Raw genomic sequence first — 19,904 nt, forward strand, 5'->3', positions numbered from 1 at the left:
CACTTGCCACCCTTCTATGACCCCATACATCTCTCCAGCGCTCCGCCGGAGACATTTTACTCTTCTTTCCATTTGTTTTTTGTGCCGAAATTTACACCGCCTTTAGATTAGCTACAAGATGGGCTTGCCCAGAGGGATACGGTGTGTTCGTACTCAACTGAGTATTGTTCATTCTTATTTTGAGGTATTTTTACCATTTCCTGGCGATTTTTTCTGCCAACTATACTTTCTTTAAACACAACAAATCAGTAGTAATCTACGTAACAGCCTTGCAATTAAATGAAAACATCAAAGGATTGATTATTGACGACAACGAAGGATTTGTGCAATTGATAGTACGAACGCTGTAAGCATCCTTATCTAGTAGTTTTATGAACAAAGAGCTATCTTCACAAAACTTATTTGATCAATGTTGCCTTTATCGAATCGATTAATTTAAAAGAGAGCAGGGTAGAAATTGCCGAAGAACACCTGCCCATCGGGTATGCCTACCGCAAGAATTTTATTGAGCACTTGAAGTTATTAAAATAAAAGCTGAAGGAGCCGTTTTTTTGACTTCCCGATCTGAAGGCCGTTCATCCAATTATTCGGGCCGTTTATTCAAACACAAGGGCGTTGGTCGGTAATGGCAGTGCTACCTAATTTTATTTTTCTGACATTGGCATTGCTGAGTGAATTTAAACCTCAAAACATGTTCTACCCAATAGTACCAAAAATCCAAATCATGCAAGGGCTGAGCTGTCCGGGAGAAATTTCCGGGAGCTCTGCCTGTTTTTTTTGATTCTTTGTAGGTCGTTCTCCAAGCAATTAAACAATTGCTCATCTCTTTTTTTACGGAACGTTGAATACCAGTCTCCTATTCCCATTTTTTTTCTTCACAATCGCAAGCGCAAGTTAAAAAATGAACACTATGAAGTCGGCAAAATATCGTAAACCCGTGCAGGCTCATCACCTTGGTGACTACCAACTGCCCGAACAAGATCAAGCGGAACAGATCAGCGAACCTGTCTCTCCAGATGAGGAAGCGTTACGTGCTCAATTTGAATTAGAAGATCAAATTTACCAAAAATTCAAATTGCCATTGTATGATGCATTTTTTGATTTGTATTCTAAATGAATTAGTAATGACTAAAAACCCGCCCATTCTGAGTGATCACCTGGTATTGAATACGAACGAGCAGATTTTGGTATTTCCCATTGGAGAAATATTGTATGCCAAAGCCCATACGAGTTACACCGTTTTTGTTGAAGTGTCCGGGAAGAGTTGGAGCATCAGCAAACCCTTGCGTTTTTTTGAACCAACTTTGCTAAAGTTTGGTTTTTTTCGCATCCACCGTTCCTACATGATCAATTTACAGCACCTTCGGCGCTTCGACAAGGTAGAAGGACTGGCCTACCTGATCAATGAAGAACCGATTCCCTACAACAAAGACCATGTCAAAAAACTCATCCAGCTGAGCGAGGAGCAAGAGCTTATTTAGGTGCATGTAGCGAAGGCGATCAAACTTTGTGTTTCCCAATTCACCTTGTGCCATTGATTTTTGCGTTCCGCTCAACCCAATTCCAAGCTGTACATGAAAAAGCTACCTTTGAACAACAAGCTCAAGGCAGAACACAAGTCCGACAACGCGGTTTTGATGGAAACTCCGGCTGCAAGGAAAGTAGCGAAAGACAACAAAGATGAACGCATCAAAAAACAGTTTGCCCAGGATGCCCTCATTTACCAGCGGATAAAATGCCCGGTTGCGGCGATGGTGTGCTGTTTGATGTACCAGGTTTGAAGCTTTAGAGCTGGCGTTTATGTCCTTGTTTTTGCCTATCTTTGCCCGCAAAGTTTTTCAATATGGCACGACAAAGACTCCCCATAGGCTTACAGGATTTCCGCTCCATCATTGAGGAGGACTATAAATACATTGATAAAACCCGCTACATCCACAAAATGGTTACGAGCGGCAAATACTTTTTCCTCTCTCGCCCCCGGCGTTTTGGGAAGTCGATCACCATTGCCACGCTGCAGGAGCTGTTTTTGGGGAGCAAGGAATTGTTCAAGGGTTTATGGATTGAAGATAAGTGGGACTGGGCAAAAAAGCACCCCGTGCTGAGGATATCCTTTACCTCAATAGGGTATGAAAGTTTGGGCTTAGAAGCTGCTCTCGAACAGGAATTACATACTCAAGCTGAAAAAAAGGAGATTCAACTCAAGAAAGCGGGTATTGGTCCCTTGTTCAAAGAACTCCTCGAAGCCCTAGCTAAACAAGGAAAAGTAGTTGTATTGATCGACGAGTACGATGCCCCCATCATCAATTTTTTGGGCAGAGACCTGGAAAAAGCCATTCAGAATCGAAACCTTCTCCGAGAGTTCTACACCATACTCAAAGACATGGACGCCAACATCGAATTGGTCTTCCTAACCGGGGTCAGCAAATTCTCCAAAGTAGGCATCTTTTCCGGTCTCAATAACCTGCGCGATCTGACCATGGACGCCCAATACGCTACCATGTTGGGCTATACCCAGGAGGAATTGGAAAGCAATTTTGTGGAAGAAATTGAATTGGCTGCGGAAAAATTAAAACTGTCCCGAATCGAACTGCTGGAGCAAATGCGGGTGTGGTACAATGGGTATCGCTTTGAGGAGGACGCAGTCCGTGTTTACAACCCGGTATCGACTAATCTGTTTTTTGAACAACAAAAATTCCTTAACTTTTGGTTTGCCACCGGCACACCCTCTTTTCTGGTCAATATCCTCAAAGCCGAAGGAGTTTTTGATTTGCATTTTCCTGCCACCAGCCTCTCAGGTTTTGAAAGTTTTGAGCTGGATCAAATCAAACCCGTAGCCCTGCTCTTTCAGACTGGTTACCTCACTATCCAAAGCAAGGACGAAGATGGCCTGGTCAGCTTGGATTACCCCAACAAGGAAGTACGCGACTCCATGCTCGAAGTGCTCATTGAGGGTTTTGTGGGTGTGGATGCCGAATTGTCGGCAGCGCTGATCATCAAAATTCGCAATGCCTTTCGCGCCAATGACCTGGAGCGGGTGATCCAGATTCTGCAGGAGGTGTTCAAAAAACTGCCCTATTTCCTGCATGAGCATTACCCCGAAAAGTTTTTCCACGCGGCCATTCACCTGCTTTTCTCTTACTTGGGTATCCGCATTCACAGCGAGGTGTGTACCAGCGATGGGCGCATTGATAGCCTCGTGGAGACCGATACCCACATCTATATCCTGGAGTACAAATTGGACAAGAGTGCTCAGGTGGCGCTGGAGCAGATCAAACAAAAACGGTACTATCAGGCCTACTGGAATGTGGGCAAACCCGTGGTGGGTGTGGGGGTGAATTTTTCTAGTGAAAGTAAAAACATTGAAGGGTGGGTGGCAGCAGTGGTGGCCTGATGAAAGAAAATTGTATTGTTGTGAAAAACGATAAATCCTTCCCTACCTCATCTTCTGAAAAAACGCCTTCAACAACGCACTACACTCCTCGTGCAGCACCCCGTATTCCAGCGTAGTTTTCGGGTGCAGCAACTCTTTCCCAATCCGCATAAAGCCCCGTTTGTCATCTCCAGCGCCATACACCAAGCGCCCCATTTGAGCCCAAAAAATCGCCCCGGCGCACATGTTACAAGGTTCCAGCGTGACGTATAAGGTACAATCCGGCAGGTATTTGCTGTTGAGGTAATTCGAAGCAGCGGTGATGGACAAAATTTCAGCATGTGCTGTAACATCCAATAATTTTTCGGTGGTATTGTGTCCGCGGGCGATGATGCGGTTTTCACAAGCGATTACTGCGCCAACCGGGATTTCGCCTTCGTCAAAAGCCAATTGGGCTTCCCTGAGTGCTTCACGCATAAAGTATTCATCTCCGCGAAAATGTAGCATATTCGGTCTTTTTTGCTTTCCTTGATGCCGAAAGTATCAAGGGGATTGATTCAACGAATGTACTTATTTTCTTTTTATCCAGACAATTCCTATTTTTGCACCGTTTTAGCGGAAGGGGGACTCAGGAAGGGTTTTTTCCGTAAGCATAATCTACTATAATCATTAGACCATGCCTTATTTATTCACATCTGAATCTGTATCTGAGGGGCATCCGGACAAGATCGCCGATCAAATTTCCGATGCATTGATTGATCATTTCCTGGCGTTCGACCCCAGTTCTAAAGTTGCTTGCGAAACGCTGGTAACCACGGGTCAGGTCGTACTTGCAGGTGAAGTCAAATCCAAAGTATACCTCGATGTACAGCAGATCGCTCGCGATGTAATTCGCCGCATTGGGTACACCAAGTCGGAGTACATGTTTGAGGCCAATTCTTGTGGTATCCTTTCGGCCATCCACGAGCAATCACCCGACATCAACCAAGGGGTAGAACGTGCTAACCCTGAAGACCAGGGTGCCGGCGACCAGGGCATGATGTTCGGTTATGCGACCAACGAAACCGACAATTACATGCCTTTGCCCTTGGACCTCTCCCACCGCATTTTGCTGGAGTTGTCCAATATCCGCAAAACCCACGCTGACCTAATGCCTTACCTGCGCCCAGATGCCAAAAGCCAGGTAACCATTGAATACTCTGACGATCATCAGCCAATCCGTATTGATTCCATCGTTGTTTCTACACAGCACGATGATTTTGCGGAAGACGCTGTGATGCTGAACCGCATCCGTGAGGACATCATCCACATCCTGATTCCACGGGTGAAAGACCAATTGCCTACACGTTTGCACGGCTTATTCACCGATCAAATCACCTACCACATCAACCCAACGGGTAAGTTTGTGATCGGTGGTCCACACGGGGATACTGGTTTGACTGGCCGCAAAATCATCGTAGATACTTACGGTGGTCGTGGTGCCCACGGTGGTGGTGCCTTCTCCGGCAAAGACCCCTCCAAAGTAGACCGCTCTGCGGCTTACGCTACCCGCCACATCGCCAAGAACCTGGTGGCTGCAGGAGTTTGTGACGAAGTATTGGTACAGGTTTCTTACGCCATCGGGGTAGCCAAACCAACCAATATTTACGTCAACACCAACGGTACCGCCAAAGTACAACTGAGCGATAGTGCGATTGCTGCTAAGGTGGCTGATATTTTTGACATGCGCCCTTACGCCATCGAAAAGCGTTTGAAACTGCGCACGCCAATCTACTCTGAAACGGCAGCCTACGGCCACATGGGTCGTACGCCTGAAATTAAAAAAGTCCAATTGCGCGATGGTGCTGGCCAATTCGTAGAACACGAAGTGGAAACCTTCACCTGGGAGAAACTGGATCACGTAGATAAGGTAAAAGCAGCTTTTGGGCTGTAATAGTTGAGAAAGTTGAGGGAAGTTGAGAAGGTTTAGGCTACCGCAAGGGACTTAGACAAGGATGCGTCTAAGCAGTTCGCGGTAGCCTAAACCTTCTCAACCTCCCTCAACTTTCTCAACCCTTTCTCTATACCCGCAAAAACACCTTCTTCAAATACATAAAGTACAAAAAGCCCCATTTGACCAAGAGCACCATCAGGGCCAATACAACCTCGGCATACGATTCGCTGAACAATTGCATCAGCCACTTGAACAAAGCCTCAGCAGTAAAGTACCAATCGATGAAATTATCAGATAAGTAAATCAGGATTGAGTTCATCCCAATCACGGCAAAAAAGAAAGCCCAACGCCGATAGCCCAACACATCAATAATGTAGTAAAACAAAGACAGGAGCAACAGGCTGATTCCACCCGCCTGTAATACAAAAGAACTCGTCCAGAGGTTTTTGTTAATGGGGAAAATTAGATTCCAGGCCTGAGCCAACACCAAAGAAATCACCCCCATGATGGCCAATTGTAAGGCTTTGCGTTGCCCACTTTGGGTGCCGTGTTTTAATAAATTCCCGCAATAAATGCCCAATAAGGCTGTACCAATGGCCGGGATACAACTCGTCAAACCCTCCGGGTCGTGGATATCCAGGTACAAATGCCCCGGGACGATCAGTCGATCGAGGTAAGAGGCAAAATTGCCTTCCATACTCAGATCGCCCGGCGGGAAGCCTGGAGCCGACATAAAGCTCAAGAGCAACCAATACCCGATGAGTAGGCCGACAAACCATATGATTTGCCCGATTTGTTTGGTGTACAAATAAATGATGTTGGCAAACATATAAGCCAATCCGATGCGCCCCAATACGCTGGGGAAACGGATTTCGGCCAGGGGTTTGAGCACCAGCCCATTATTATAAATGATGCCCAGCAACACCAGTACCAGCCCCCTGCGAATCACCCGCAATAGAAGGTCACGCCTGGATTTCCCATTTTCCAGATCCCGTCCCACTGAATAGGGCGTGGCTACTCCTGCCAGGAACAAAAAGAGCGGAAAAATCGTATCGTACAGCGTAAAACCGTGCCATGCTGGGTGGGTCAATTGCTGGACGGCTGCCTCAAAAATGGGGGATTTGGTGGCGGTAGCCAAACTGTGTACCACCGCTTCGGCTCCCATGATCCAAAACATGTCAAAGCCGCGTAGGGCGTCTAAGGAGTAGAGACGCTGGGAGGTAGGTGTTGTCGTCGTCGTCATAAACCAGTGCGTTTTTTAGCATGGTGAAGTTAAACGGAATATTTGAGTGGTGATAAAGATAGGGCTCAAAATAAAGCAACAATTTGGCTGGGATCTTTTTTGAAGAAATCGTTCTTTTTTAGGTACATTTCTTCAAAAATAGAAATGGATAATTGAAGAAATGTGCTAATTTTACCTACATTTCTTCAAATTAAGGGCCATGCAAGCATCTTTAATCATTGGACGGGAACAAGAAAAAGCACGTTTGGACAAAATCATGTCCTCTCCGCAGCCCGAGTTTTTGGCACTGTACGGCAGGCGAAGGGTGGGTAAAACCTACCTCATTAGGCAGCACCTTAAAGACAGCATTGTATTTGATATTTCAGGATCAAAAGAAGGTTCAAAATCGCGACAAATCAGCAATTTTTTTGACGAATACCTCGTCCGGACGCAAGCCCGATTGGAGACCAAAATGCCTGTAGAATGGCACGAGTGTTTCAAGTACCTGGCCCATTACCTTGCCCAATTGCCGCCGACAGACAAAAAACACGTGGTTTTTTTGGATGAAATGCCTTGGCTCGACACACCTCGTTCCGGGTTTGTGTCTGCCCTCGAGTTTTTTTGGAACCAGCACCTTTCCCGCATGGATCAGGTGGTCTTGATTGCCTGCGGCTCAGCTTCGTCGTGGATTCGCAAAAACCTCATCAACGCCCGAGGCGGGCTTTACAATCGGGTTACCCAGCGCATCAAATTGATGCCGTTCAACTTGCATGAAACCGAACTATTCCTGCAAAGCATGGGGCTACAACTGCCGAAATACCAGATTTTGGAGCTTTATATGGCTATGGGTGGCATCCCGTTTTATTTGAAGGAAATTGAAAAAGGAAAGAGCGTGCCGCAGTTGATTGACGAAATTTGTTTTTCCCGCCAGGGACTTTTGAGCGAGGAATACGGACAGTTGTACTATTCCTTATTCAGAAATGCCAAACTGCACATTGCCATCATCGAAGCTTTGGCCAAACGTCCGCAGGGATTGACCCGAACTGAAATTGCCCAGGCCACAAAAATGAACGAAAGCCACCTGACCCGAACCTTGGAGGAGCTGGAGGAATGTGATTTTATTTGCCGCTACCCGCCCTTTTTGAACCTGAAAAAAGAGGGCATTTTCAAATTGACCGACCTGTATTCCTTGTTTTTCCTGAAATTCATCCAACCCAATCAAGGCACTGCCAAACAGGTCTGGGAGCAACTCAGCAAAACGCCTTCTTACATTACCTGGAGTGCCTATGCGTTTGAAAATATCTGTCTTCAGCACGTCGACCAAATCAAGGCGGCGCTGGGCATTAGTGGGGTTTTTACCCAACAAAGTTCGTGGAAATTTAAAGGCAATGATGTGCTTCCCGGTGCACAGGTAGACATGGTCATTGACCGCGCCGACCAAATCATCCACTTGTGCGAGGCGAAGTTCACCAAAGACCACTATGCCATCACTCAGGAATACGCGGACAAACTGCGCCTTCGCAAATCTATTTTCAAACAGGCGACCAAGACCAAAAAGGCGATTTTCACGACGCTGTTGACGACTTACCCGGCGATTAAAAATAAATATTATCTGGAGGACGTGGATAGTGAGATTTCGATGGAGAGGTTGTTTGCTTTTTAGGGCAGCTAATGAGATCGCCACGGGCCAAAAGGCTTTGTTATTCTAAAAATCTTTGTCATCTAGCGTAATCAATAAATCTAGTCACCAGACAAAAAATCTCATCACAATGAATCGCAAGCAATTCCTAAAAAAAGCGGCCCTTGGACTTGGTACTGCCACGGGTCTGCCAGCCATCTTGAGCATTTCAGAATGTGGCAACGAGCCAAACCAGACCACCAGTGATACGGGTTGCGAACCTTCACCCGTGGAAACGGTCGGCCCTTTTCCCAACCACGACTCAAATTCTTTGGTTAAACGCAACATTACACTGGACCGGCAGGGCGTGACCATGACAATTACCCTTACGGTTCTTTCTCAAAAAAATGACTGCAAACCACTGCCCGGTGTTTTCGTAGACGTGTGGCATTGCGATGCCCACGGTGCCTACTCAGAGTATGGTGGCATGAGGATGCAGGAGGCCGACCACCGCCACGAGCACTTCTGCCGGGGCCGTCAGATCACCGACCAAGATGGTAAGGTAAGCTTCGAAAGCATCTACCCTGGTTGGTACCGAGGCCGTGCGCCGCATATCCATGTAGAGGTGTTGGACAAAAATGAAAGCTCTCTCATGGTGAGCCAAATCGCCTTCCCAGAGGATGTGAACGCTACGGTGTACGCCACGCCGAAGTACTTGGGCAAAGCAGATACCAGCAACGACAGGGACAATATCTTCCGCGACAGTCTCGCTCTGAACATGGCCGAAGCCCTTAGCGGTGATGTTCAAAATGGCTATTTATTATTGAAGACATTGACCGTTTGAAGCATCAAGCATCTACCGCAAATTGCCTTGCTTTTTAGATTGAAGGTTGTTGAATAATCTTCAATCTAAAAAGGGCTCCCGAACCCTGTCCGAGAACCCCCTATTCTTACTTACCAATCTTAAACATTAATTCTTCTTCAGCGTATAGCTATAGTTCCCGCCGATACTCAGGTTAAGCGTAACCGTGTAGTTACCAGCAGCAGGCACTTTGATGTTGTCACCACCATAGTCCAGCAATCCATCGGCTTTGGTGTCACCAAAATTGATGGCCCAATCGTCATTGGCGCGGAACTTGATTTCGTTAGCGCTCAGGTTGAGGGTTACCGACCAGGTGCCCGTACCTGCATCGTAAACCAGATCAGTATCGCCGTCCCAGCCCGTAGGTGTACCAGAACCGATCAAACCCCAAGTTGTTTTGACTGCGTCCCAGCTTTTGTCGTTCAGGTCCGCCTTGAGTAGGTAATAGCCACCGCTAGGTACTTTGAAGTTGTTGCCTGGAGCAGCAATTTTTTTGGTGCTACCGTCGCCCTCATCTCCAAAAATGCCATTGTTCCAGTTTGGCGCATCGGTAAACTTAAACTCAGAAGCATCACCAAAGTTCACGTAGCCTTCGTAAATTTTGTTGTCTTTTACCGAAGCGAGTTTGGGCGCTTTGTCCGGTGACCAGCCTTGGTATCCACCGGGTACATACAAGGATGGATATTGAATGATCACCAAATAGGGAGTTGCAGAAACGGAAGTGGCACCAGAAACCAAGGTAGTCACATTGGCATTGACCGCAGCTTTTACCCGTACATCCAATTGCCCCAGGCTACCTGCACCAATCCCCAGGCGCAACAAAGCGGTATTGAGGTCAGCAACGGTATAACTTTTGCTGAGCGCGGGGCCAGCATTGAAGTCAATCGGTTCTTTAAATTCGGTGCCTTTTTTGGCCAACTGAAGGGTATAAGTTACCCCAGCTGGATAGTTAAAATCTGCCGCTGTCCAGCTAAATTTTACCGCCTCTTTGCTGGCGTCTTCAAGCTTCAAGGCAGGAGTAGCAGTCGATGCGCTCAATACTGGCGCAGCTCCTGGGATGACCACCAAACGTTGCTCATCTTTTTCACAGCTCAAAACAGCCAGGACGAGCACGATGGGAACTATTTTTGAAAACCAGTTTTTCATGGTTGAATTGATTTTTTTGATAAAAAAATTAATACCCTGCGTTTTGATCCAAATTCGGATTGGCGACCAAATCGGAAGCCGGGATGGGAAACACCACCAGGTGATCTGGTACTGAACGCCCGTCCTTCACCCCGCCTTTCCAAGGCCAGAGGTAGGTGCTACCTGTGAATTTTTTGAAGCGAATCAAATCGGTGCGGCGGTGTGCTTCCCAGTACAATTCCCGGGCGCGTTCATCCAGGATGAAGTCCAGGTTGATGGAAGTCACATTGCCTGAAGTGCCTTTGTAGGCGCGTTGGCGCAGGGCGTTGACGAATTGCAATGCTGTAGCTTGGTTGCCACCTTGTCCGCTGCGTAGGGTTGCTTCCGCGTACATCAGGTACACATCGGCTAGGCGGAACAGCGGGAAGTCGGTATCCGGGAAGTTGCCTTCGGTATCCGTACCTTTTACTCCAGTTGAACTAACGTTGCGGTATTTGGTAATGGCGTAGCCATCATTGAAGGTAAAAATATCGCTGATGTCCAGTTTTTGACCATTGGTGTGGAACATCGCCCGGCGATCGGTGGCACCTGTGATGTCGCTGAATTTTTCCACCAGTGCTTTGGTGGTACGCAAACCACTCCAGCCACCGTTGATGCCAAAGTCGGCAGGGTTCATGTTGCCCCCTACCCCAGCGTGTACCAGGAAGGTCATGCCGCCCCAGGTTTTGGTGCGGGTACCGTCAAAAGTGATGGGGAAAATCATTTCAGTCGACTTGTTGTTGTCGGTCAGGAACAATTTATTGTAATCACTTTCCAAAGCGTAGCTGGCAGCCGTTACCTTGTTGCAATAAGTGATACATTCGGTGTATTTGGCGGTACCAATGTAGGTTTCTGCATTCAGGTACAATTTGGCGAGCAGTGCCCATGCCGCACCCTTGTCCGCACGACCGTATTCGTTGGTACGCGCATCCAGCAATTCAGTTTCAATCGCCTTCAATTCCGACTCTACGTAGCTGAACAACTCAGTACGACTCGCCTGGCGGGGCAAGAAAGAACCCACCGCGTCGGCCTCCGTTACAAAAGGTACACTCCCGTACATATCCAGGGCGTGGTAGTAGCTTAGTGCCCGCAAGAAACGTGCTTCGGCGCGGAAAATTTTGGCTTGCGTCAGGTTCTCGCCGCTGATGCCGCGTTCGCTGAGTTTGGCATCCGTGGTTTCCCGAATGAACTCGTTGCACAAGGTGATTTGGTAAAAAATCCGGTTGTACATCGCAGTGATGAACTCGTTGCCAGAAGTCCAGTCCATGTCATGGTAATCGGGCAAACTGCCATCATTCCAGCCAATCACGGCCTCATCGGTAGGCAATTGTTGCGCTTTCCAATACTGGCGCAGATAGGTACTGAAACCTTCGTCGATGCCACTGATGTCGGGACGTCCGGCGGGGCCTTGCTGGCCACTCACCGCCAAACCAGCGTACACCTTCGCGAGGATTTGTTTGTAATTGCTAAAATCTTTGTAGACCGTAGCCGAAGTCACCTCCACAAAGGGAGTGCGATCCAGGTCTTTGGTACAGGAACTCAGCGCCACAAAAAACGCCAGGACTCCCAATTTTATGCTGTTTTTGAAAAATTGCTTTTTCATTGGATTCATTTTTGTTTTGGTAAAAACCGTTTACAAATTAGAAGCTGACATTCAATCCGAAGGACAAAATGCGTGGGCGAGGATAGATGTTGTTGTCGATGCCGCCCGCAACTTCAGGATCAAGGCCAGAATACTTGGTGATCGTAAACAGGTTTTGCCCAATCAGCGAAATCTGGGTATTGCTGGTACCGCCGAGCAGCCCTTTCAGGTTGTAGCCCAAAGTCAGGTTATCCAGGCGCAGGAAAGACCCATTTTCTACGTAATAATCGGAGAAGTACTGGTTGTTGGTGAAGCCCGTTTGTAATACATTCGGTGATAAGTTCAGCAGGAAGTTGTTGGTACCCGTCAAGCCACGGAAGGTCGCGTTGTTTGACAAAACGTTGTTGTATACGTAGTTGTCAAAGTTGGCACGCAGTACAAAGCTCAAGCTGAAATCTTCGTAGCTGACCTGGGAGTTGATGCCCAAATACAAACGAGGATCGGCTTGTTTGTAGCGATAGCGGTCATCGAGGTTGACCAAACCGTCGCCATTCAAATCAGCGTACAAACCTTCTACGGGTTTGCCATCCTCGTTGTACACCTGCTGGTTCAGAAAGTAAGCGAAAGTTGGGAAACCAACGGTGTGGATTTGAACGGTATTGCCTACCCCACCAGAAATGCCACCCACTTGTACCCCTTGGTAGTTGGGATTAGGCACCTTGGTCAGGTTGGTTACTTCGTTTTGGTTGAAAGTTACGTTGAAACCAAAATCCCAGCTCAGTTTTTCTTTTTCGATCAAGCGGGTATTCAGGGTGAATTCAACCCCGCTGTTTTCGATATTTCCTACGTTGGTCAGGATTTGGTTGGTGAGGTTAGAACCCGCAGGTACCGGAATCACACTCAACAAGTCCTTCGTTTTGCGCGAATACACATCAATAGCACCAGACACCCGGCCACTACGAATGGCCCAATCGATCCCTGCGTTCAGGGTTTCGGTTTGCTCCCACTTGATGTTGGCGTCATAACCTTCAGGGCGCAAGGTAGCAAAGAAGTCGTTGCCAAATTGGTATTGCGCAGTAGGTTCACTAGGTGTATAGCGAGACAGATAAGGATAGTCACTACCCACATCTTGCTGACCAGTAACCCCGTAGCCCAAACGTAGTTTCAGGTTGGAGAACAAGTTGTTGCCTTGCATAAACCCTTCCTCGTTGATTTTCCAGGCAAAAGCAGCCGAAGGGAAGGTACCCCAGCGGGTGTCCGGGCTGAAGCGGCTGGAACCATCGCGACGCAGTGTGAAAGTCAAGAGGTAGCGCTCTTTCAACGCATAGTTCAAACGAGTGTAGAAAGAAACCAGCGTATTTTGCGATTTAAAAAATATATCGTTGAATACCTCACCACTTAGGTTTTTATCCAAATCTGTACTTTCCCGAATGAAATCCTGGTAAGAATACCCACCCATCAGGTCGATGCGGTTGGCACCAAATTCACGCACGTAATTCAGGTAAAACTCGAACGTTTTGTTGTTCTTGTTCTGGGTGTAAGTAGCGACCTGACCACCGCGATCAAAAAACTGGGCTACACCCTGCGGTACGTTGATGTCGCCTTGGCTGTTGGAGCGATCAAGACCCACGTTCAGATTGGCGCGCAGTTCAGGCAGGAAGTGGAATTTGTAATCCAACACCACGTTGCCAATGATCCTCCCCACGGTGCTTTCGTCATTGCGTTGGTTGAGCAATGCCAAGGGGTTGCGTGGGGCGAGCGTATTGGGGTTCTTTGTAGCAGGATCCAAAAATTCGAAATACCCCCCTAAGGCATCACTGCCACTGCGGATGGGTTGCGTGGGATCAAATACTACAGCGGAGCCAATTGCGCCCTGGTTGGCAAACCGGTTGTTGATCGAAGTCCCTTTCAGGTTCACATCTACTTTGAGGTGTTTGTCAAAAAAAGAAGGGTTGATGCCAATCGATCCCGACAAACGGTTCATGTTGCTGGTTTTGAGAATGCCATTTTGGTCCATAAAACCGATAGAAGCGCGGTAAGGCAAATCTTTAAGCGAGCCCGTCAAACTCAGGTTGTTGTCGTGACTGAAAGCAGTTTGGTAAATCTGATCCTGCCAGTTGGTATTGGCAGTACCCAATAAAGCTTTTTGAGCCGCGGTACCTCTTTCATTCACGATGGCGCGGAATTCATCAGCGCTCAACACGTCAATTGCCCCCGACTTGGTAGAAGAAGACAATACAGAACTGAAGTTGATGCGCATTTTATCGCCCGCCTTGCCCTTTTTGGTGGTAATCAAAATAACCCCATTGGAAGCTCTGGAACCATAAATCGCCGCGGCCGAGGCATCTTTCAGAATGGTAAAATTCTCAATGTCGTTAGGATTGATGAAACTCAAGGGGTTGGCTGCGCCAGATACACCCGAGTTGTCGAGTGGCACCCCGTCAATCACGATCAGCGGATCGTTGTTGGCGTTCAAGGAAGAACCGCCCCGCACCCGAATGCGGCTACCGGCTCCCGGAGCACCGCCGTTGGAAGTGATTTGTACCCCGGCGATTTTGCCGTTGATCAATTGTTCGGGAGTAGCAATGTTGCCTTTGATGAAGTCTTTTTCGGAAATGTTGGTCACCGAGCCGGTTACGTCGCGTTTTTTCTGCGAGCCATAACCCACTACTACCAATTCGTTCAAGCGTTGAATGTCAACCTTGAGCACAATGTTGAGCTGGGTTTGGGAACCTACCACAATTTCTTGTTCTGCAAATCCGGTGTAACCAATGACCAGTAACGCATTTTGATCGGGTACTTGTACTGTAAATTTGCCATCAAGGTCAGTCACGGCTCCAGTAGTTGTACCTTTTACCAGTACAGTGGCGCCGATGAGTGGCTGTTGGTCTTCGGAAGTAATGGTTCCACTCACGGTGATTTGTGCAAAAACTGAGCTCAGTAGCAGCACAAACCCAACCACAAGTAAGATAGGGCGAAGCATGAAATAAAATCGTTCATTGCTTGCAACCCGACTAGTGAAGTGTGTGTCTAAGTTGGTCATAAGACATAGGTTTATCAAATAGAAGTTTCGTAAACAAAAAGAAGCGTCTGTAAAATTTTTATAGACTCAGTGGCGAAAGTACCGAAGGATAGTTTGAAAATCGTTCCACTTTCTCGGATGGGTACCTCTAATTTAAATTCTGATAATTTAATTTTTCTTCTACTTGAATACCAGTGTTTTGTAAAATTGGGTTTGGGGTGCCACTTTCTTGAATTGGGCCAAGAGAGCTAAAAACATAAGTCATCCCGAATTTTCAAAATAATTCCAGAGCGACATAATTTTCACAAAGAAAGCGCAAAGAAGCACAAAGGACACAAAGTTAGACGTAGACGACGCTTCGCTTTGTGTCCTTTGTGTCCTCTTTTTTTCCTTTGTGATAAAGAAATGTCGCTTTTGTAGTAATTGGGATGACGAACAGCTTTCTCACCATTCAATCATCAAACCAATACTCGGCAATGCCCTTCCCGTTCCATTGTCCAAAATTTTGGTCTTGTAACGTTGCTCCCCTACTGAGGCATCAGGATTCAAGATGACGCCAGAGCCAATGGGCCGGCCATCTGCATCCAATGGGCGATCCAGGAAAAGCTCGGGGCTGGATACGGAGGTACTGAACATGTTTTCGATATCGAAATAGAGGTTGAGGCTCCACTTGGGGAAGAACCACTTTTTATCTACCCGGAAATCGAGGAAATTGATGGCTCCACTCCGCTCGGTATTCAGCTGATCGTAATCGGGAATCCCCCGACCATTGACGTCCCAGTTGGCGACCAGGGCGGAATTATTGGAAAATGGGGTACGTGGCAAACCCGTTTGGAAGCGCCAGTTGAGACCAATTTCCCAGTTTTTCTTTAGTTTTTTGCCCAAAGTCAGGTTCACGATGTGGCGGGCATCCCAGGAGGAAGGCAGTAACACTTCGTTTTTGTCTTCAAATTCACTCCAGCCCAGCGTATAGGCCGCAATGCCGTAAAAACCTTTGAACAAACGTTGTTGGAACAAAAATTCCAGGCCGTAACTGCGCCCTTTGGAACGAGGAGTCGCGGGTTCGTTGCCCACCACCCCGAAGTCGCCACCAAGGTTGGCCAGGGTCAAACTATCCCGCAGCAAAAAGGGATAATTGGCGTAACCTTTGTAAAAACCTTCCACCGTAATCCGGGCATTGTTGTTGGTATTGAATTCCAGACCCGCCACCAATTGATTGTTGCGAATGTATTTTATGCCGTTGTTTTTGTTGATAAACTCACCCCCTTGCTGGTAACCCAGGATGGTGTAAGGTGGCAGTTGGTAAAAAATGCCCGCGTTGAAATTGAGCGCCAGGTTTTTGGTCAAACTATAGGAAGCTGAAAACCTCGGCGACAACTGCTCCAACAAATTGGACATTTCCTCGGAATAGGTATTGGCATCCGCACGAATCCCCGCCGACAGGCTCAGGCGATTGTCAATAAACTTGCGACTGATTTGACCAAACACATTGTATTTGCTGAAGTTGAAGGCGCTGCTGTAATCGATGGTTTGAGCTCCTGCGGAGGTAAAAATCCGGTTGAAGGTACTGTTGTTGTAACGCGCAAATTCATAACCCACCCCATAATTCAGGCGAAAATCTCCTGCCCGCACGGTGTTTTCGAGGCGCAACTTGTTTTCAATCTCCTGGGATTGGTAGTCCAGGATCAGGTTGTTTGGGTTACTCTTATCATTTTGGTAATACTTGATGGCTTTGTTGTCCAACATGCTGCGGCTGAGCACTACGGTGTAGTAGCCATTGGGACGGTAGTGCTTGTAAACCAGGCCGTTGGTATAGCTCCACTGCGGGTTCTCTGGCAATCGATCGAGGATGGATTGTTGTTCTTCAGTGTCGTTTGCCTCTAGGTTGAGTTCAAACTGGTCGTAAGCCCCCAAACCGATGAAAGTCAGTTCATTCTTTTTGTCCAGTTTAATTTTGACTTTGGCTTGAAAATCATTGTAAATGGGCAAAAACGGCAGTTCGAAAATTTTGAACAAAAACTGCAAGTAAGAGCGGCGGGCCGAAAGCAGGAAGGTGGTTTTGTCGCCAATTGGCCCCTCTAAAGTCAACCCAATGTCGGTGGCACTGACCATAAAAGTCCCTCCGATGCGATCATCGCGGCCATCGCGTTGCCGAAAATTGAACACCGAACTGACCGCATTGCCCCGATTGGCGGGGAAAGCTCCACTAAAAAAGTCGACCTCATTGATGAAGTTGACGTTGATCAAACCCACCGGGCCGCCCGAAGCGCCCTGGGTAGCAAAGTGATTGATGTTGGGCACTTCTACGTCGTCTAAAAAGAAGCGGTTTTCGTTGGGTGCTCCGCCGCGAATGATGAGGTCATTGCGGAAAGCGGGGGTGATGGTAACCCCTGGCAGGGTTTGCACCACTTTGGAAATGTCGCGGTTGCCGCCAGGGTTGCGTTGGATTTCGGCTACCCCAATGGTGCGTAGGGACACCGGGCTTTCTTCCGTTTTTTTGAACGGCGGCGCTTTGATCACCACTTCATCCAGTTTTTGGGAACTGCTCGCCAGCGCAAAATCTGCCGTAGCAGGCTTACTGTTGGTAACCTGAATTTCAAAAGCGGTGGCATCCTCGTAGCCGACAAAGGAAGCCCGGATGTTGTACAAGCCTGGTACAAGTCCAGTAATTTCATACAATCCATTCTCATCCGTAGTGGTCCCAAAGTCGGTACCTATTACCAGGACGTTGGCAAAAGGGATGGCTTCGTTGCTGATTTTGTCGCTGATTTTCCCTTTGATGATGCCATTTTGAGCAAAAAGACCAAAAGGTGTCAACAAAAGCAGCCCTAGCCAGTTGTAAAACAGTCGTGTTGCAGGTAAAACTTTCATTTTATGATTTTTTCACAGTTCTTTACTATGTTTTCAGAACAAACACTAAACTAGCAACTGAAAGAAATGTTCTGATTTTAGGTAATTTTTTTATCACTAAGACAATGAATAGCATAAAACAAAAAGCGTGTTGCCAAGGTAAAACCTCAACAACACGCCCAACAGGTGTTCTATTGAAAACTGTCGATATCCTTTAGGGGCGATAAAAAAATAAGTGATCATTTTGCCAGAGGATTAGATAAGTAAACGTTTCATTTCAAGTGTCTTATCTAATCCTCTGGCTCAAGAAAAATGATCACTCATTTTTGCCCCACTACTTAGTTGACTTTTACAATCTTGGTAGAAATTACCTCCGACTTAGCGTAAAGGGTCAAGGTCAGGATTCCCAATGGCCAATTGTTGGCATCTATTCCCACAGTGTTCTGGCCATTGTATAGTGTAGTGCGAATCGTGTTAATGACTCGTCCGGTTAAGTCACGAACAATGATGTTTGCTTCGGTGGTTTCCGTACTCCAATCTACATTCAGGTTAATGGCTTCGCGGAATGGATTGGGAGTGGCGAAAAGTTTTCCATTGGATACACGAGCCGCAGTCCCAAAATTCGCTAATTCTGGAGCTGAATTCAATGGCGCAGGTGCATTCCGGGTTACTTTGACAAAATTGGTTGAGAAAGCAAAACAGTCGTCTGATGCAGCTTTGAGGTCAATGTCATCTCCAGCCTTAAGTGCAAAAGTACCCGTAAAAGCAAGTCCCCAAACCCGACAAACACCTACTCCGGCTCCTTCAAAGTCTACAATGTTCCCAGGAGGAAGTCCCAAAATCACATTATTGGAATCGGTCACTACGTAGCGAAACATTGAGCGACTTGCCCCAGTTGAAGCAAACCGAATGGTGTCTGCAACTTTATCCCCGGCTATGGTGATTATCTCGGTAAGGTTGTTTGCAGTAGTGACGCGACCGCCGTTTGGCTTGAAACGAATCGTTTCGATGAAGTTGTCCGACAGGTCGAAACATTCGTCAGACAGCGCTGCTGTAGCCGCATTGTCTCCAACTTTTCCGGTGAAATTACCCGTGTATGCAACACCCCAAACCCGGCAAACCCCTTCGCCAGCACCTTCTAAATCAGCCATATCGCCTGCGGGTAGCCCCAAAATCATGTTCTTTTCGTCCGTAATGATGTAGGTGTACTTTGAACGCGATGCGCCCACAGAGTCGAATCTTACCACGTCAGGTTTACCGTCGCCAGGACAAGTATAACGGGTGGTCAGGCCATTTGGCATTTGTACCCGGCCGCCATTCGGTTTGAAGCGAATCGTTTCGATGAAGTTGTCTGACAGGTCGAAACATTCGTCAGACAGCGCTGCAGTAGCCGCATTGTCGCCAACTTTTCCGGTGAAATTACCCGTGTATGCAACACCCCAAACCCGGCAAAACCCTTCTCCAGCACCTTCTAAATTCACCATATCGCTTGCGGGTAGCCCCAAAATCATGTTCTTTTCGTCCGTAATGATGTAGGCGTACTTTGAACGCGATGCGCCTACGGAGTCGAATCTTACTACGTCTGGTTTGCCGTCGCCAGGGCAGGTGTAACGCACCGTTTGGCCATTTGGCATTTGTACCCGACCGCCGTTTGGCTTGAAACGAATCGTTTCGATGAAGTTGTCCGACAGGTCAAAACATTCGTCAGACAGCGCTGCAGTAGCCGCATTGTCGCCAACTTTTCCGGTGAAATTACCCGTGTATGCAACACCCCAAACCCGGCAAAACCCTTCGCCAGCACCTTCTAAATCAGCCATATCGCCTGCGGGTAGCCCCAAAATCATGTTCTTGTCGTCCGTAATGATGTAGGCGTACTTTGAACGGGATGCGCCCACAGAGTCAAATCTTACTACATCCGCTTTGCCGTCGCCAGGACAAGTATAACGGGTGGTCAGGCCATTTGGCATTTGTACCCGGCCGCCGTTTGGCTTGAAACGAATCGTTTCGATGAAGTTGTCCGACAGGTCGAAACATTCATCAGACAGCGCTGCAGTAGCCGCATTGTCGCCAACTTTTCCGGTGAAATTACCCGTGTATGCAACACCCCAAACCCGGCAAAGCCCTTCTCCAGCTCCTTCTAAATTCGCCATATCGCCTGCGGGTAGCCCCAAAATCATGTTCTTGTCGTCCGTAATGATGTAGGCGTACTTTGAACGCGATGCGCCCACCGAATCAAATCTTACTACATCCGCTTTGCCGTCGCCAGGACAAGTATAACGGG

At 47.5% G+C, this 19,904-nt stretch carries 14 protein-coding genes; 7 read left to right on the forward strand and 7 right to left on the reverse strand.

What is annotated here, in order from left to right; all coding sequences use genetic code 11:
• Positions 1 to 910: 910 nt before the first annotated feature.
• From ACEW9O_RS17820 to ACEW9O_RS17835, 4 genes are all read left to right on the forward strand, one after another.
• Positions 911 to 1,117 (forward strand): hypothetical protein, encoded by a 207-nt coding sequence (locus tag ACEW9O_RS17820; RefSeq protein ID WP_373551541.1) that lies wholly within the window; start codon positions 911 to 913, stop codon positions 1,115 to 1,117.
• Between the two features lie 7 nt (positions 1,118 to 1,124).
• Positions 1,125 to 1,481: a LytR/AlgR family response regulator transcription factor gene (locus ACEW9O_RS17825; RefSeq protein WP_373551542.1), complete on the forward strand. Its 357-nt coding sequence runs from the start codon at positions 1,125 to 1,127 to the stop codon at positions 1,479 to 1,481.
• Positions 1,482 to 1,574: 93 nt separating this feature from the next.
• Positions 1,575 to 1,781, forward strand: coding sequence for a hypothetical protein (locus ACEW9O_RS17830; protein WP_373551543.1), 207 nt, complete (start codon positions 1,575 to 1,577; stop codon positions 1,779 to 1,781).
• 62 nt (positions 1,782 to 1,843) lie between these two features.
• Entirely contained in the window at positions 1,844 to 3,391 is a 1,548-nt protein-coding gene (locus ACEW9O_RS17835; protein WP_373551544.1) for an AAA family ATPase, read from the forward strand.
• A gap of 42 nt (positions 3,392 to 3,433) precedes the next feature.
• Here the strand turns inward: ACEW9O_RS17835 and ACEW9O_RS17840 are convergent, their stop codons facing one another.
• The gene (locus ACEW9O_RS17840) at positions 3,434 to 3,877 is read right to left on the reverse strand and encodes a nucleoside deaminase (RefSeq protein WP_320030919.1); all 444 of its coding nucleotides are present in this window, start codon (positions 3,875 to 3,877) and stop codon (positions 3,434 to 3,436) included.
• Between the two features lie 169 nt (positions 3,878 to 4,046).
• Here ACEW9O_RS17840 and metK point away from each other — a divergent pair, with 169 nt between their 5' ends.
• Positions 4,047 to 5,303, forward strand: coding sequence for a methionine adenosyltransferase (gene metK / locus ACEW9O_RS17845; RefSeq protein WP_373551545.1), 1,257 nt, complete (start codon positions 4,047 to 4,049; stop codon positions 5,301 to 5,303).
• Between the two features lie 127 nt (positions 5,304 to 5,430).
• On the opposite strand, the gene ACEW9O_RS17850 is transcribed toward metK, so the two are convergent.
• On the reverse strand, positions 5,431 to 6,546 hold the full coding sequence (locus ACEW9O_RS17850; RefSeq protein WP_373551546.1) for an acyltransferase family protein: 1,116 nt from the start codon (positions 6,544 to 6,546) through the stop codon (positions 5,431 to 5,433).
• Positions 6,547 to 6,745: 199 nt separating this feature from the next.
• Between ACEW9O_RS17850 and ACEW9O_RS17855 the strand changes: the two genes are divergently transcribed.
• Entirely contained in the window at positions 6,746 to 8,188 is a 1,443-nt protein-coding gene (locus tag ACEW9O_RS17855) for an ATP-binding protein (protein ID WP_373551547.1), read from the forward strand.
• 106 nt (positions 8,189 to 8,294) lie between these two features.
• The gene (locus ACEW9O_RS17860; RefSeq protein ID WP_373551548.1) at positions 8,295 to 8,987 is read left to right on the forward strand and encodes an intradiol ring-cleavage dioxygenase; all 693 of its coding nucleotides are present in this window, start codon (positions 8,295 to 8,297) and stop codon (positions 8,985 to 8,987) included.
• A gap of 126 nt (positions 8,988 to 9,113) precedes the next feature.
• On the opposite strand, the gene ACEW9O_RS17865 is transcribed toward ACEW9O_RS17860, so the two are convergent.
• The 5 genes from ACEW9O_RS17865 to ACEW9O_RS17885 form a co-directional block, all read right to left on the reverse strand.
• Positions 9,114 to 10,151, reverse strand: coding sequence for a SusE domain-containing protein (locus ACEW9O_RS17865; RefSeq protein WP_373551549.1), 1,038 nt, complete (start codon positions 10,149 to 10,151; stop codon positions 9,114 to 9,116).
• Positions 10,152 to 10,179: 28 nt separating this feature from the next.
• Positions 10,180 to 11,772: a RagB/SusD family nutrient uptake outer membrane protein gene (locus tag ACEW9O_RS17870; protein ID WP_373551550.1), complete on the reverse strand. Its 1,593-nt coding sequence runs from the start codon at positions 11,770 to 11,772 to the stop codon at positions 10,180 to 10,182.
• A gap of 37 nt (positions 11,773 to 11,809) precedes the next feature.
• A complete protein-coding gene (locus ACEW9O_RS17875; protein ID WP_373551551.1) occupies positions 11,810 to 14,794 on the reverse strand; it encodes a SusC/RagA family TonB-linked outer membrane protein in 2,985 nt (994 codons plus the stop codon).
• A gap of 423 nt (positions 14,795 to 15,217) precedes the next feature.
• The gene (locus tag ACEW9O_RS17880) at positions 15,218 to 17,644 is read right to left on the reverse strand and encodes a carboxypeptidase-like regulatory domain-containing protein (protein ID WP_373551552.1); all 2,427 of its coding nucleotides are present in this window, start codon (positions 17,642 to 17,644) and stop codon (positions 15,218 to 15,220) included.
• 317 nt (positions 17,645 to 17,961) lie between these two features.
• On the reverse strand, positions 17,962 to 19,904 hold a 1,943-nt coding region (locus tag ACEW9O_RS17885; RefSeq protein ID WP_373551553.1), incomplete at its 5' end, for a T9SS type A sorting domain-containing protein.

This window comes from Haliscomenobacter sp. (genome assembly GCF_041740695.1).
GTDB lineage: Bacteria > Bacteroidota > Bacteroidia > Chitinophagales > Saprospiraceae > Haliscomenobacter.

Coding starts and splice junctions, on each gene's coding strand:
- ACEW9O_RS17820 (WP_373551541.1), top strand. CDS start 911: ATGAAGTCGGCAAAATATCGTAAACCCGTGCAGGCTCATCACCTTGGT.
- ACEW9O_RS17825 (WP_373551542.1), top strand. CDS start 1,125: ATGACTAAAAACCCGCCCATTCTGAGTGATCACCTGGTATTGAATACG.
- ACEW9O_RS17830 (WP_373551543.1), top strand. CDS start 1,575: ATGAAAAAGCTACCTTTGAACAACAAGCTCAAGGCAGAACACAAGTCC.
- ACEW9O_RS17835 (WP_373551544.1), top strand. CDS start 1,844: ATGGCACGACAAAGACTCCCCATAGGCTTACAGGATTTCCGCTCCATC.
- ACEW9O_RS17840 (WP_320030919.1), bottom strand. CDS start 3,877: ATGCTACATTTTCGCGGAGATGAATACTTTATGCGTGAAGCACTCAGG.
- metK (WP_373551545.1), top strand. CDS start 4,047: ATGCCTTATTTATTCACATCTGAATCTGTATCTGAGGGGCATCCGGAC.
- ACEW9O_RS17850 (WP_373551546.1), bottom strand. CDS start 6,546: ATGACGACGACGACAACACCTACCTCCCAGCGTCTCTACTCCTTAGAC.
- ACEW9O_RS17855 (WP_373551547.1), top strand. CDS start 6,746: ATGCAAGCATCTTTAATCATTGGACGGGAACAAGAAAAAGCACGTTTG.
- ACEW9O_RS17860 (WP_373551548.1), top strand. CDS start 8,295: ATGAATCGCAAGCAATTCCTAAAAAAAGCGGCCCTTGGACTTGGTACT.
- ACEW9O_RS17865 (WP_373551549.1), bottom strand. CDS start 10,151: ATGAAAAACTGGTTTTCAAAAATAGTTCCCATCGTGCTCGTCCTGGCT.
- ACEW9O_RS17870 (WP_373551550.1), bottom strand. CDS start 11,772: ATGAAAAAGCAATTTTTCAAAAACAGCATAAAATTGGGAGTCCTGGCG.
- ACEW9O_RS17875 (WP_373551551.1), bottom strand. CDS start 14,794: ATGACCAACTTAGACACACACTTCACTAGTCGGGTTGCAAGCAATGAA.
- ACEW9O_RS17880 (WP_373551552.1), bottom strand. CDS start 17,644: ATGAAAGTTTTACCTGCAACACGACTGTTTTACAACTGGCTAGGGCTG.